The following is a 14,710-nucleotide window of genomic DNA, read 5'->3' on the forward strand; positions in this document are numbered from 1 at the left end:
TCGCTTGCTCACGACCTCGGGCATCTGCCCTTGGCGCTGGCCCAGGCGGTCGCCTACCTCGTTGACGCGGGCGAGAGTGTGGCCTCGTACCGGGTACTGCTGGCCGACCGCGCCACCACACTCGACCACTTGGCCCCCGACACTCTGCCTGACGAGCAAGCCACGGCTCTGGCCGCGGCCTGGTCCCTATCCATCGACCGCGCCGACACCCTCCAACCGGCAGGCCTGGCCCGCCCCATGCTCCACCTCGCCTCCCTCCTCGACCCCAACGGCATCCCCCAAACCGTCCTCACCAGCCACGCAGCACGCATCCACCTCGCCGCCCACCGAGCTGCAGCCAAGGTCAGCCCGGAGCTGGCCGCCGTCTCCCCCGCCGACGCGGCACGTACCTTGCGGGCCCTGGACCGGCTCAGCCTCATCGACCACCAACCCGCCGCCCCCCACCAGACCGTCAGAATCCACCAACTGATCCAACGCACTACCCGCGACACCCTCACCGAAGAGCAGCAGCACCAGACCGCCCGCACCGCCGGCGACGGTCTCATCGACGCCTGGCCCCAAATCGAACGCGACACTGCCTTCGCCCAGATGCTGCGCGCCAACGCCAACGCTCTCATGGGCCACGCCGCAGGCGCCCTGACCCAGCCCGAAGCCCACACACTGGTCTTCCTCCTTGGCAACAGCCTTGGTAAATCAGGCCAGGTCAACGCTGCCGTGGACTACTTCCGGCACCTCACCGGTACCATCCGCAGCCGCCTCGGCGAAGATCACCCCGACACCTTCACCGCCCGGGGCAACCTCGCCCACTGGAAGGGAGAGGCTGGGGATGCAGCCGGCGCGGCCCAAACGTCCGCTGACCTCCTGGCCGACCAGATGCGGGTGCTGGGCGAAGACCACCCCGACACCCTCACCACCCGGAACAACCTCGCCTCCGCGAAGGGGGACGCGGGGGATACGGCCAGCGCGGCCCAGGCCTTCGCAGACCTCCTGGCTGACCGAACGCGGGTGCTGGGCGAAGACCACCCCGACACCCTCACCACCCGGAACAACCTCGCCCACTGGAAAGCCATGTCAGGGGATGTGGCCGGCGCGGTCGAGGCCTACGCAGATCTCCTGGCTGACCGAACTCGGGTGCTGGGCGAAGACCACCCCGACACCCTCCTCACCCGGAACAACCTCGCCCACTGGAAGGGGGAGGCGGGGGATGTGGCCGGCGCTGTCCAGGCCTACGCAGACCTCCTGGCTGACCGAACGCGGGTGCTGGGCGAAGACCACCCCTCCACCCTCACCACCCGGAACAACCTCGCCTCCTGGAAGGGGGAGGCGGGGGATGTGGCCGGCGCTGTCCAGGCCTACGCAGACCTCCTGGCTGACCAGACGCGGGTGCTGGGCGAAGACCACCCCTTCACCCTCACCGCCCGGGGCAACCTTGCCTCTTGGAGGGCCACGTCAGGGGATGTGGCCGGTGCTGTCCAGGCCTACGCAGACCTTCTGGCTGACCAGACGCGGGTGCTGGGCGAAGACCACCCCGACACCCTCGCCACCCGGAACAACCTCGCCTCCTGGAAGGGGGAGGCGGGGGATGTGGCCGGCGTGGTCGAGGCCTTCGCAGATCTCCTGGCTGACCAGACGCGGGTGCTGGGCGAAGACCACCCCGACACCCTCCTCACCCGGAACAACCTCGCCCACTGGAAGGGGGAGGCGGGGGATGTGGCCGGCGCGGTCGAGGCCTTCGCAGATCTCCTGGCTGACCGAACGCGGGTGCTGGGCGAAGACCACCCCTCCACCCTCCTCACCCGGAACAACGTCGCCCACTGGAAGACAAAGCAGCTCTCCCCCGTTCCCCGGGTCGTCGTCCCGTCGGACCGACTCGGCGCCGGCATGAAAGCCTTCGCGATCACGCTGATGTTGTTCATCGGCATTGGCGTGATCTGCCTCATGTCCAAGTAACCGTCGAGCTCTGAACGGAGACCTGCTCCCCTACCACCCGGAACAACCTCGCCCACTGGAAGGCCACGTCAGGGGATGCGGCCGGCGCAGTCCAGGCCTACACAGACCTTCTGGCCGACCAGACGCGGGTGCTGGGCGAAGACCACCCCTCCACCCTCACCACCCGGAACAACCTCGCCTCCTGGAAGGGGGAGGCGGGGGATGTGGCCGGCGCAGTCCAGGCCTACACAGACCTTGTGGCCGACCGAACGCGGGTGCTGGGCGAAGACCACCCCGACACCCTCTTCACCCGGAACAACCTCGCCCACTGGAAGGCCACGTCAGGGGATGCGGCCGGCGCAGTCCAGGCCTACACAGACCTTCTGGCCGACCGAACACGGGTGCTGGGCGAAGACCACCCCTCCATCCTCCTCACCCGGAACAACCTCGCCCACTGGAAGACAAAACAGCTCTCCCCCACTCCCCGGACCTTCATCCCGTCGAGCCGACTCGGTACCGGCAAGAAAGCCCTCGCGATCACGCTGATGCTGTTCATCGGCATTGGCGTGATCTGCCTCGTGTCCAAGTAACCGTCGAGCTCTGAACGGAGACACACTCCCCTCCACTACCGAGGAGGCCAGCACGACCATTGGCCCAGCTCATGGATTCGTCCTTCGTGTGGGCCGGGGCGGCGTCGGCCGCTCGGCCGCAGTGCGCTCCCGTTCGCGGCTGCCCGGCATCCATACAGGTAGACCGGCGGGAAGAAGCCCTTGGTGAGGCAGGCTGGAGAGGCCACAGGGCGATGGCGTTTACCCGGTAAACGCGCGGCGCGATCTCCCGCACACGGTCCAGGTCGATCCCCGTGCGCTGCTCGACCGCGAGGGGGTGATCGGTGGGCTCAAGCTCGACGAAGGGGCGCTCACCGACCGGGCGGGTGTGGACGTACGTCTTCAGGTTGAGGGTCGTGGCCGGATAGACCGGCAGCTCGGTAGTGAGCCAGCCGAAGTACGGCTTCTCGCACTCCCGGCCGGGGCTGTCCCACAGGTCTGCGGCTCGGAAGAAGTTCTCACGGCTGAGCGAGACCCAGACCCCCCAGGAAAAGACCTCATCGCTGCCGATCACCGGTATCTCGATCAGGCCCTTCACGAAGTATTGGTGCCCGCGGACCACACACTGGTCGGACGACAGCAGGCAGTCGTCGGCGTCGGCGAAAGCCGAATCCCACACCGCGGGGGCCTCGGCCGTGTAGTTCATCGGCAAGTCAGGGTGGTGGGCGCCGCAGCACGTGCAGGTGAACCCGGGATCACTGGTCATGAGGCTGGAGCCTAGTGACGGACGTCAGCTCTTCGGGTGGCCCCCTCCCCCGCCCTGCGTGGTCCACCATCACGCTCAGGTGCCAACTAGCGTGCTCAACGGCCAACTACCGCGCTCAGTCACAGTGGGACCAGGCCCGAGCCCGCCGCCCACCACCACGCGGCCACCGGGACGCGCAGCCGGCCCGCGGCCTGGCCCTTGTTGTACACCTCACGCAGATTCGAACGCGCCATGGAATACACTCCAATCGCACATCGGATTGCCCGAATGGCCGCGCCGGAAACACGCCGAAAGATTTCGGAATCTGCCGAAAGCAGTGGCTTAGCGCGAGTTGGGATTATGAACCCCTTCTATGCGGGGGCAGGCAAGGACATATTCACCCGCCAGGAGGACCCGGGCCACCCCCGCGTGTGGGGCCGTCCGCCGCCATGTCACATCCGGATGTGACATCCACGAAAGGAAGGGGGGACAGGTAGGTCATCGCAGGTCAGAGCATGTGACAATCGCCCTGTCACATCGGGTGTGACAGGGTTGTGTGACACCACGGAAGCGGCACGCAGACACCGGTCCTCGGCCCCAGTAACCGCTCTGGGAGAGGGCGCGTCGGACCGGCGCGACACTTGATGATCTGTACACCGACATCGTCGACGAAGAACTCGACGCCGAGGCGGAGCTATAGGGAAGTGGAAGGAAGGCAATGGGGTACGGGTTTTCCATGCACCGCTTCGCTGGCGGCGAGCCTGTCGTCCTCGACGAGCAGGCCAGTCGCGACGTACTGGATCCTCACACTGCACAGACGGATCAGGACACAGGGGAAATGATGATCCGGGCTGCTGATGGAGGCGAGGCGGAGGTGAACATCAGCGCCGACGGCATTACCGTGCAGCGCGTTCCATCGGGCGGCGTACTGGATGCCGCCGAGGCGGGTCAGAAGCCGGCCCTCCCGTCCAGCAGGTCGCAGGCCGGCATCCGGTGGCGGGTGGCCTCTCCGCGACCAGGCGGGCACACGGCCTACCCGGCTCCGAGGCCATCTCGATCGTCGGGGCGGCGTCTGAAAAGCCCCTTACGCCCCTGCTGTCACCGTGGTTGAGTCCCAAGCCGCACCAGACGAATCCGAACACAAGCTGACAGCGAAACCATTGTCCTAGGGCGGCAGGACACTTCAGCCCCCGGTGGCAGACCTCGCCCAAGCGCCGCCCTGCAGGCCCCAGCCCTACACAACCGGCGGGGCCGGCTCGAGCGTGAACAACAGCAAGGTGTCCGTCAGCTCCAGCAACCGCAGAAACTGATCCCGCGCCCCGGACAGGACCAAGGGCACGTTCTGGTCTCCTGCCTGCCGGCGGGCGGTCAGCAGAGCGTTCAGGCCCGTGGAGTCGCAAAAGGTCACGCCGGTCATGTCGACAACCAGGCGGCCCGGCTGCGGGGTACGGGCCAGCTCCGCCAAGAGCACACGTTTGAGGCCCGTCGCGCGGTCGATATCCAGTTCACCCGTGGGGCGCACCACCACCATGTCGTCCTGGTGCTGGACGGGGATGTCCGCGCCCGTGTCGTAGCCGTAGACCTGATCCACGCCACCCGCCTCTCACCGACCCTTCCGGGCCCACACCGTAGGTCCCGGTATCCGACGAAGGCCAGCCCGCCGCAGGCTAAACGGCCCCACGACCCCCTGTAGGCCCGCTACCGGACAGCCGTTGCAGCCCCGGCGCGGGTGCACCGACCCGGCGCCTGCGCCGGCGAAGACACCAGCCGCGCGAGACAGGCCGCCGCGGCCGCAACGACGGGCAAGGGTGGGCACAAATTGCCATGCCGGTCGCAGCTGCCTACGCTACTTGGGGGGCCGTCCGCCCGATGCGTGAGTCGCCCGCCGGGCATTTCTCTCGGTGGAGGGCAACATGGTCAGCAAAAGCACCATCGTCTCCGGTATCGCAGCAATCGGGACGGCGGCCGTACTGCTCACTCCCACGACAGCTCACGCCGCCCCTAGCTGTCCTGGGGGCATCGTGTGCATCTACAACGGCCTCAACCCCACCACCGCGGCAAGCCGCGTCGGTACGTACGCGCAACCCACCTTCGGCTACCAGCCCCTGGCTCACCCCCAGCGCAACTTCTCGGTCGTCAACGCCCGGGTCACCGGCCGAGTCCAGCTCAAAGTCCGCTGGGCCGGCACGGGCGCTGAAGGCATCTGGTGCGTCAAACCCGGCCGTTCCACCTCCGGCCCGGGCTACACCCTCACCGCCGTGCGTATCGGGTGGACTGACGCCTGCTGACCGCCCCACCCAGCCGGCCCGACCACCTGTACCCTCTGCCGCCGGAGGGCTGGCGCAGCCGCACCGCCCGGGACCTGCCAGGGCTACGACCCCGGTACCGGCGCCCGGCCTGCTGCGGCTACTCCTGCCTCGGCTGCCAGCGTGCACGGACCACTCCGCGTAACTCTCCCGGAGGTATTCGTGTACGGCCTTCTCCGGGACACGGAATGCTCGCCCGACACAAATCGCGGGGAGGTGACCGTTGTGCACGAGGCGGTAGACGGTCATCTTCGAGACCCTCATGACCTCAGCAACCTCTGCCACGGTGAGGAACTGGACATCGCTGAGAGGCCGGCGGTGGCTGTGCTCGGCCCCATCCGGTTCCTCGGCCGGCCCGTCTCCGTCTTTGGGCTTCTCCGCCATCCAGCTGAGCAGCGAGCAGGGCGTCGTCGGACATGGCCTGCAAGGTCATACCGCGGATGCCGGCCGGCCCGCCCAGGCCCGGGCCTCGATCAGCGGGGCGAGCGCGGTCGGGGCCTGGAGGCGCCGGCCGCGCCGGGGTCCGCACCGAACGCCGAGATCCCGACCGGTCTTGCGACCGGACGGGATCTCTTGGCGTGGCTCAGGGGCCGTGGCCGCTGGTGGTGGTGTCCGTTAGTCCAGGTCCAGGCGCCTGGGCAGGACGAACCTGCTCGCGCGCTCGCCCGGGCCCGAGATCATGCACCACGTCCCGCGGTCCAGGATGCCGTCGCCTTCGCGACCGGCGTCCACCGTGTCGGGGAAGGTCACTTCGGCCTCCAGCAGGTCGAAGTCCAGCGGCAGCTCCAGCGCGCATTCCGCGCCGCCGCCGCGCGGGTCCACGACGAAGCCCTCGCGACCCGCCACGTACCGGTTGCCGTGCGCGAGCAGCAGCTCGACCACGGGCAGCAGGTTGCGCCAGGGCTCGTGGCTCGCGGGATTCCCGGGGGCGATCTCGATCATCGTTGGGGGCCTTTCGTTTCCGATCGTCACTCTGCACCGCCCCAGTTCTTCATCGGGTGGTCCCGGACCGGCGACAGCACCTGCTGCCAGTTCGGCAGGTACACCTGCGGCAGGCCGCCGGCGCCGTACTGCGGGTTGGCCTCGGTGATGCCGTACGCGGCCTGCGTGTTCTGCGTGACCGTGTACTCCCGCATGAACTGGCGGTACGTGCCCTTCCAGGCACCCACCTGGACGCCCTGATAGTAAGCCGTCGCGTCACCCCCGGCGAGCGCGAACCCGTCGGGGGTGGTGAGGTACGCGCCCGGACCGGGGTAGCCGCCGTACAGCGTGTCGCCCTCGCGGAGCGTGATCGAGCGGTACGAGTCGATGCCGGGGTAGCTCTCGCTGCCCTGCCAGCCCTGGGCCTCCGCCATCGGCGACTGCGTCAGTGCGGGCCGGCTCGGGGCGGCGGGCAGGGCCTTGCGGGTCGGTCCCGCGGTGAGGGCCTTGCGCACCGGTGCGGGCTCGATGGCCTTGGGGGCCGGTGCGGCCTTCGTTCCCTCGGCGCCCGCGGCCGGTTCGCTCGGCTTGGTCGCCGGCTTCGCGGCCTCCTCTGCTGTCGTCTTCTCCTGTGTGCCGCGGCCGTCTCCGGCTGCTGCCTCCTTCGCGGTGTCGCCCGCCGTGCCGGCCCGGGACTTCGCCGCGTCGAGCTCGGCCGCCTTGGCCGCCTCCGCGGAGCTGACCTTGGGCTTGACCTCCGCGCCGGCGCCCATCGCGCCGTCCCAGCCGAAGACGAACTCCTCGTTCATGCAGTAGATGTCGTACAGGAACGAGCGCGTGGCCTGGGAGTTGTTGCAGGTCTTGTCGTCCCAGCAGGCCCCCATCAGCGCGGACGCGATGTCGGCCATCATCTGGTTCGGCGACTCGATGCCGTAGCCGCCGCCCTGCTTGAAGTAGCCCTCGAGCTCCTGGACGTACTTGTCCATGAACTTCTGGGTGTTGTGGATGCCCTTCACCGTGTAGCCGTTGACCGTGACGGTGTTGCCGCTGGAGGTCACGCTGGTGTTGGGCGTCGTGGTGGAGACCTCGGGCGCCTTGTTGCAGTCGATGACGCAGGTGTTCATCGACGGGTCGTTGTACCAGTCGTCGAACCCGGTGGGGTCGGCGCTGCTGGCGGGGTTGTCCGCCGCGTAGCTGTAGCCGCCCATCTGGTTCGGGTCCCCGGCCTGGAAGATCGGGTCCGGGGTGAGGAAGCGACCGGTGAGCGGGTCGTAGTTGCGCGCGCCCAGCAGGTTCAACCCGGTGACCGGGTCGGCCGGCTGGCCCAGGAAGCCGTGGTTCTCGTCGGCCCCGACCCAGGTCGCGGGCTTGGCTCCGCGGGAGTTGCCGTACGGGTCGAAGGAGCGCCGGGTGACCGCGAGGGTCGTGGCGTCCACGGACGTGGTGGCGGTGCCCGCCGCGTCGCCGAGCTGGTAGCTGACGGCGCCGGTGGAGGAGCGGGTCACGACGGTGCCGTCGGGGCCCTTGAGGTAGCGGCGCCCGGTGAACGTCTTGGCGGTGACGTCGAGCGTGATCTGCTCGCTGCCGCCGAAGAGGTACAGGACGCGCTTCTTGTCGACGCCGTTGACCGCCGCGGTCTGGATCAGCAGCCCGCCGTCGGCGTCGTAGAGGTACTTGCTGGTGTTGCTCCCGGTGCCGTTGCCGGTGGCGACGCTCTGGGTGCGGCCTTCGGTGTCGTAGGTGAGGGTCTGGGTCTGGCCGGCCGGGACGGGCCCGTTGGCGGTGGCGGCGCTGGTCCACACCTGGCCGCTGGAGCCGCAGGTCGCGAGCGTCAGCTGGGTGCCGTTGGTGGCGCTGGCCGCCGGGTCGGTCAGGCACAGCGCGCTGTTGGCGTTGCTGACCAGCGTGCCGGTGGTGGTGACCTTCCACTTCTGGGTGGTGTCGGTGCTGCACGTGTCGATCACCACGAGGGTGCCGGCGACCGTGGCGTTGGCGGTGGTGTCCAGGCACAGGCCGAGCACCTTGACGGTGCCGTCGGTGCCGACCGTCCACTTCTGCGCGGTGCTGCTGCCCGAGCAGGTGGCGATCTGCACCTTGGTGCCGGGGGTGGTGGATCCGCCGGCGTCCTCGATGCACTTCTTGCCGCCGCCGGTGAGGGTGAAGCCGGTGCTCAGCGGACCGGTGGCGGTCACCTTGCGGGTCATGGTGCGACCCGCGTTCTTGTTGGCGTAGGCCGGGTCGGTGTACGTCGGCGTGGTCGTCGCCGTACCCGTCGGGCCCGTGTTCTTCGCCGCGCCCGCCTGGTTGGGCAGGGTGGCGGCGAGGCCGGCGTCGGTGCCGGTGTAGGGGATGGACTGGGTGGTGTTGTTCAGCGCGTTGCCGGTGACGTCGTGGTTGACGAAGCCGGTGCGGTCGCCGAGCAGGTTGAAGGTGTAGTCCTGCCAGTACGGCGCCGGGCCGCCGAGCTGCGAGGTGTTCTGCACCCGCTTGTTGGTGCAGCCGCCGAGCGCGCCGGGCACGGCCGCGGTCGGATCGGTGATGCCGGCGGTGTCCGTCCAGGCGGACGCGAGCCGCTGGAAGGAGTCGTAGGTGAAGCACTGCGTGTCGTGCGTGGTGTTGTCCCGCAGGTCGTCGACCGCGGTGACCTCGCCCGACGCGTTGTAGCGGTACTTGACGACGTCCAGGGCGGTCGCCGACGTCTGGGTCATGGACGAGGCCTGGCTGACCCGTCCGGTGGTGCCGTCGAACTGGGTGAACGTCGCCAGCTGTTTGCCGGCCGGGCCGTAGTTCGCCTGGAGCACCCGGCCGAACGCGTCGTGCACCGCGGTGGACAGGTAGGCGGGCGTGTTGGCGGCGGTGATGTAGCCGCCGACGGTGTCCAGGTTGCCCTGCTGGGTGTAGCCGTAGTCGATGTCCTCGGCCGGCAGGTTGCCGTCGGCGCCGTAGTGGACCGTCGACAGCATGCCGTTGGTCGGGGTGTAGCGGGCGGACGTGGTGTACGTGACCGTGCCCGAGGCCGGCGGAGCGGCCTGGCCCGGGGCGGCGAAGCCGTCCGAGGCCGGGATCGTCAGCGAGGAGCCGGTGGGTTGGCCCTCGGTGTTGTAGCCGGTGACGGCCGAGGTGTACGCCTTGCCGCTCGCACCCGTGACGTAGCGGGTCGAGGAGGTCAGGAAGCCCTTGGCCAGGGTGTCGTAGGCCCAGCCGGAGAGCTGCTTGGCCGGGTCCGGGGTGGCCGACCAGGCGGCGCCGTAGGACGCGGTGCGGCGGTTGTTCCAGTCGTAGGTGTAGGAGACGGTCTGGCCGCGGGCGTCCGTGGTCTGGAGCAGGTTGCCCGCGACGTCGTACTTGTCGTAGGTGGTGGTGCCGGTGTTCGGGTCCGTCGCGGTGAGGGCCTGGCCGAGGAAGTCGTACGTGTACGACCAGGTGTTGCCCGCGGTGTCCTTGACGGAGGTGGTCCGGCCCCAGGCGTCGTAGCCGTAGCGGGTCGTGGCGTCCGCGACGGCCGCGCGGCCCGCGGTGGCCGAGGACCAGGCGGCGGCGCCGGAGCTGCCCAGGATCGTCAGGTCGGCGTCGTTGCGGACCTCCAGCGTCAGACCGGTCGAGGCGGCGAGGCCGCTCGTCCAGAGCTGGGCGCCGGCGGTGGAGAAGACGGCCAGGTTGCCGTCCGTGCCGAACTTCGCGTAGGCGCCGCTGTTGCCGGTGGTGCCGGTGGACCACAGCGACTTGCCGGTGGTCAGCGACGAGAGCACCAGGTTGCCGTCGGCCTGCATGGCGAGGCGGACGCTGGCGGAGGTCACCGAGCTGCCGGAGGGGATGCCGTCGCCGCGCAGCAGCTTGACCGTGGTGCCGCTGTTCTTCACCACGGAGGACGTGGTGCGGCCGCCGGCGTCGGTGAAGACGGCCTCGGTGCGGCCGCCGCCGGGGGCGGTGGAGTCGACTTCGTCGGCGCCGGGGTAGTCGGTGGAGCTGTGCCACTGCTCGACGGCCTGGTGCCAGAGCGTCTGCTTCACCGAGCGGCCCTGGCCGTCGTACTCGGTGGTGGACTCGGCCGGGACCTCGTTCTCGTTCGCCGCGTACAGCGTCGTCGAGGGAAGGCTGCTCGGCTCCGAGTACGCCTGGTAGGCCGCGAGCGGCCAGCCGTGCGAGTCGTAGAAGCGGTCCGAGATCACGCGGCCGGAGTTGCTGTCGCCCATCGCGCTGACCTGGGTCTGGCGGGGCTGGAGCATGCCGTCGTAGATCGTGATGGACGTGGCGTACGTCCCGTCCTCGCGCAGCGACTTGGTCGTCACCGCGGAGGGCGCGCCGGGCTGGGTGACGGTGTCGCCCGGAGCCGGCACTGCGCCGGGGTTGATCGAGTACGCGTACGTCATGTCCGCGCTCTCGCCGGCGCCCTTGTCCCGGCCGGGCATCCAGACGGCGGTACGGCGGCCGAGGGCGTCGTAGGTGATCTCCGTCTTGCGGCCGTTGGCGTCGACGGTCTGCGTGGGCAGGCCGCGCAGCGGGCCGAAGACCGACGAGGTGGTCCACGACTTGGAGTTGGTGGTGGTCAGGCCGGTCGGGTTGGTGTTGCCGCCCGCCGCGGACCAGGCCGGGGTGAAGTCGGTGTGCGTGCTCTGGCCGGTGGCGTCGGTGCTGTCGGTGGCGCGGGAGGCGCCGTCGTACTTGAGCGCCGTGGTCGTCCGCCAGTTCTCGGTGGTGCCGGTGAAGCCGGTGGCGATGCGGACGCCGGTGGACTTGCCGGTGGCGGAGACGGTGCCGAAGGCGCCGAGGTTGGTGAGCGTGCCGTCGCCGTTGTAGTAGATCTGCCGGTCGGTCAGCGTGGTCGTCGGCGTCGGGGCGTTCGCGCAGTCACCGCTGTAGGTGGTGAGCTGCTTCGGGTACGACAGCATCGCCGTGTTCCCGGCCGGCGGGGTGGCGTACGCCGTGGTGGCGCACTTGCGCTGGGCGGGGACGCTGACGTCGCCGTAGGAGTCGATCGAGGAGATGCGGCCCTCGGTGTCGTACGTGGAGTCCTGGCGGGTGTGCCGCCAGGTGCCGTCGGCCAGCAGCGCGTAGCCGTGGACCTGGGTGGTCTTGAGCCGGCGGGCCAGTACGTCCGGGAGGGTGGACAGGGCCGGCTTCGGGTCGCCCGGGTACTCGGTCTGCGTCCAGTCCGTCCACGGCGTCTGGGGGTGCGTGGCGGTGGTGGTGAAGGTGAATGGGCCGTTCACCGAGGTGGCGGTGATGGTGCCGCCGGCCTTGGTGTAGGTGTCCGTCTGGAGCGCGATGCCGGCCAGTTGGTCGGCGTCGGTGATGGTCTGCACGGTCTGGCCGCCGACCTGGGCGGTGCGGGTGACGGAGCGGCGGGTGCCGTCCTTCTTGTAGTCGCCGTCCATGCCCTGGAGGTAGGTGGTGACGGACTGCGTCACCGGCTCCGGCGCCCGGCCGGTCTGCACGGTGACCGTGCGGAAGCCGCGGAACCTGTCCCAGGTGCGGTAGAGGTCGTTGCTCAGCTCGGAGTCGTCACGGTGCCAGGCGGCACCGGCGTAGGCGTAGGTCGAGACCTGTGGCTCGGAGCCGGCCGGGATCTTGCGCTGGTCGGGCTGGTACTGGCCGGCGACGGTCAGGTCGGAGACCGTCACCTGGTGGACGGTGACCTTGTTGAACCAGTCGGCGACGGGCTTGCTCGCGCCCGGTGGCGCCCAGTAGACCGGGTAGCAGGACTCGGTGTTGGCGTCGGCCTGCGCGATGTCGAGGGTCTTCCCCGCGCAGGGCGCGGAGTTGTACTCGACCGCGATGGACTCGCCCGTCTCGGTCTGCACGGACGAGATGCGCGGGTGGTAGAGCGGCGGGGCGGAGGGCTCGACGTCGTTGACCCGGTTGTCGATCTCGGTGCCGGTGAACGACACCTGGTTCAGCGCGAGGTCGGTGTTGCCGTTGCCGTAGGTGTCCTTGCCGGTGTGCTTGACGGACTGCAGCCACTGGACGGCCTGGAGGACGCCGTGGTGGGCCGGGTCGACGGAGGTGCCGGTGACCGGGTCGACGGTGCCGCCGGCGTCGGAGTAGATCTGGCGGAGCTTGTAGGTGTCGACGGCGGTGAGCTGGCCGGTCGCCTTGACGTTGACCTTGGTGGTGATGGAGTCCAGCCGGGTGGTGGACCAGAAGGTCGGCGAGTAGGTGATGCAGACGTTGGCCGGGATGGTCTGCGACCCGGTGGGCAGGTGGGTGGTGTCCGTCGAGTCGCAGTGCAGGTCCCACGGCGTGTCCGGCCAGTGGGGGGAGGTGGCGTCCTTCAGGTTGCCCGCCGAGCAGTCCGTGAAGGTCGCGTCGGTCTGGCAGCGCTGCACGGTGGCGAAGTCGACCTGTGCGGCCGGGGCCCGGGAGGCCCGCGCGTCGGCGAGGGTGTAGCCGTACGAGATGAGGCTCAGCGCGCCGCCGCGGGTGTAGGAGACCAGCGTGCCGTCCGCACCGGCGGCCGCCTGGCCGCCGCCGAGGTCGTAGTAGTTGGACTCGGTGGAGTAGTCGTAGCGCTGGACGAAGCCGTTCTGGGTGACGACGAAGTCCAGGTTCCAGCGCCAGCCCTCCGGCTTGGCGCAGCGCGAGGCCTTGCCCTTGGCGCTGTCGTAGCAGGGGTCGCCGGAGCGCGGGTGCAGGACCGGGACGCCCCAGGCGGACTTGGTGGAGGTGTCGGTCGGTGCGGCGTCCATGGCGCCGGCGGTGCCGGCCGCGGTCGGGGCGTGCTGGGCGCCGAAGTAGGCGGCGGTGCCGTCCATGGTCAGGACGCGGAAGTACGTGCCGTCCTGGAGGCCGTTGACCGCGCCGGAGAGCTCCTGCACGACCGTGCCGTCGTCACCGCGCAGCTTCCACTGGCGGAGCAGGTTCGGGACGCCCGGGTCCTTGGTGTCGGGGATCAGTACGCCGTTGTGCGAGCCGAACGACACGATGGCGTTGGCGCCGGACCAGCACTTGTCGCCGGAGCCCTTGAGGATCTTGTCGCCGTTGCCGTCGAGGAAGGTCGTGCAGGCGCGGTAGGAGCGCTCGACGAAGCCGGGCGCGTACGACCAGCCGTCGCCGATCCACGAGCCCTGGGAGTTGCGGGCCGAGGTCTCGCCGTCGACCGCCTGGGAGTCGTAGTTCAGGCCGACGGAGGGGGCGCTGCCGCCGAGGGCGGCCGGCACGTCGATCGGGTAGCTGTACGTGTAGGAGCCGGTGCCGGAGGCCTGCCAGGTGCCCGAGGCGCTCAGCGAGGTGGCGCCGAAGTCGCCCTGTGAGCCGCCGGTGTCCGAGGTGACGCCGACGGTGGTGGTCTCGGCGGTGGCCATCGCGACGGACGCGCTCAGCTGCGCGGCGCCGACCCGGTTCTCGGTCTTCAGAGGGGTCTTCGTACGGCAGGAGGCGAGCTCGGGCGTGGTGAGCGCGCACTCCGGGAGGGTCACCAGGGACAGCCGGGAGCCGTAGCCGCCGCCGAAGGCCTGCTGGATGGCGGCGTAGTCGACGACGAGGCGGACGCCGGCCCCGGCGGTGGCTCCCTGCGGACGCAGCGCCAGGAGCATGCCGTTGACGCCGGCCCGGCCGGCCGCGGCGTGCGGGGCGACCTGCACCCGGACGGCCTTGGGGGCGGTCCGGCCGGGGGCGATCCACACGGGCGTGCCGGGGGCCTTGACCGGCTTGCCGGCGCCCTTGGGCAGGGCGACCACGGTGGTCGCGGCCTTGGGCCACTTCGGCGCCACGGCCGTGTACGGGCGCAGCGGGCGATAGCCCTTGGGGTGGGAGAAGGCCGCCGGCTTCAGCGTGTGGCTGCCGACCGCCGGGGTCGTGGGCAGCTTCACCGGCCGCCAGTTCTTGCCCTCGAAGCGGTAGCCGCCGTCGTGCAGGAAGGCGCCGTCGGCGCTGTTCCCGCCGAAGAGCCCCTCGAAGAGCGGCCCGCCGAGGAGCGGCCGGCCGTCGGGTCCTGCGAGGGCACCCAGCGGCACCAGCAGTGCCGTCAGCAGCGCGGCAACGGTCCATCTCCCCCGCGCCGTGCGCAGGATCCAGCGCCACAGCCGTGAGCTGCGGCGTCGATATTCAGCCATATACGGAAAGCACCCCACATACACAGAACGGCGGTGGGAGATCCCACCGCCGTGTTCCGATCACGATCACCATCCCGGTCCCGAGATGGCTGCCGAAGGCTATTGATGATCGACGCCCAGCTCAATAGCCTGCGGCGGACACATGTTCGGAATTTCCCGCATGGATCGCCATGGCCGCCCCGGCACCCGCCGGACATAAAGAGCCCCCAG

General features: G+C 69.8%; 6 protein-coding genes and 3 pseudogenes. 4 read left to right on the forward strand and 5 right to left on the reverse strand.

Translation table 11 applies throughout. The features are described 5' to 3' along the window. The 3 genes and pseudogenes from fxsT to AB0O40_RS10080 all read left to right on the forward strand — a co-directional run. A partial coding sequence (gene fxsT / locus AB0O40_RS10070) for an FxSxx-COOH system tetratricopeptide repeat protein (RefSeq protein WP_365037698.1) occupies nucleotides 1–1,950 on the forward strand: 1,950 nt, incomplete at its 5' end. Between the two features lie 44 nt (nucleotides 1,951–1,994). After that, nucleotides 1,995–2,216 (forward strand): annotated as a pseudogene (locus AB0O40_RS10075) (tetratricopeptide repeat protein); the annotation flags it as partial. Further along, a complete protein-coding gene (locus tag AB0O40_RS10080) occupies nucleotides 2,205–2,519 on the forward strand; it encodes a tetratricopeptide repeat protein (protein ID WP_365037935.1) in 315 nt (104 codons plus the stop codon). The pseudogene AB0O40_RS10075 and the gene AB0O40_RS10080, both read left to right, overlap by 12 nt. 238 nt (nucleotides 2,520–2,757) lie before the next feature. Here AB0O40_RS10080 and AB0O40_RS10085 read toward each other — a convergent pair. Both AB0O40_RS10085 and AB0O40_RS10090 read right to left on the reverse strand, forming a co-directional pair. After that, nucleotides 2,758–3,183, reverse strand: a pseudogene (locus tag AB0O40_RS10085) (DUF2199 domain-containing protein); the annotation flags it as partial. 1,273 nt (nucleotides 3,184–4,456) lie between these two features. Then, nucleotides 4,457–4,813 (reverse strand): STAS domain-containing protein, encoded by a 357-nt coding sequence (locus tag AB0O40_RS10090; protein ID WP_365037701.1) that lies wholly within the window; start codon nucleotides 4,811–4,813, stop codon nucleotides 4,457–4,459. 430 nt (nucleotides 4,814–5,243) lie between these two features. Here AB0O40_RS10090 and AB0O40_RS10095 point away from each other — a divergent pair, with 430 nt between their 5' ends. After that, nucleotides 5,244–5,510 carry a hypothetical protein gene (locus AB0O40_RS10095; protein ID WP_365037941.1) on the forward strand — a complete coding sequence of 89 codons (267 nt, stop codon included), beginning with the start codon at nucleotides 5,244–5,246 and terminating at the stop codon, nucleotides 5,508–5,510. Between the two features lie 159 nt (nucleotides 5,511–5,669). On the opposite strand, the pseudogene AB0O40_RS10100 reads toward AB0O40_RS10095, so the two are convergent. The 3 genes and pseudogenes from AB0O40_RS10100 to AB0O40_RS10110 all read right to left on the reverse strand — a co-directional run. Then, a pseudogene (locus AB0O40_RS10100) lies at nucleotides 5,670–5,813 on the reverse strand (helix-turn-helix domain-containing protein); the annotation flags it as partial. Nucleotides 5,814–6,143: 330 nt separating this feature from the next. Beyond that, nucleotides 6,144–6,470, reverse strand: a complete 327-nt coding sequence (locus AB0O40_RS10105) for a hypothetical protein (protein WP_365037704.1) — start codon at nucleotides 6,468–6,470, stop codon at nucleotides 6,144–6,146. 26 nt (nucleotides 6,471–6,496) lie between these two features. Further along, complete coding sequence (locus AB0O40_RS10110; RefSeq protein ID WP_365037707.1) at nucleotides 6,497–14,500, reverse strand: ricin-type beta-trefoil lectin domain protein; 8,004 nt, start codon at nucleotides 14,498–14,500, stop codon at nucleotides 6,497–6,499. Between the last annotated feature and the right edge of the window lie 210 nt (nucleotides 14,501–14,710).

This window comes from Streptomyces sp. NPDC089919 (assembly GCF_040684615.1).
Classification (GTDB): domain Bacteria; phylum Actinomycetota; class Actinomycetes; order Streptomycetales; family Streptomycetaceae; genus Streptomyces.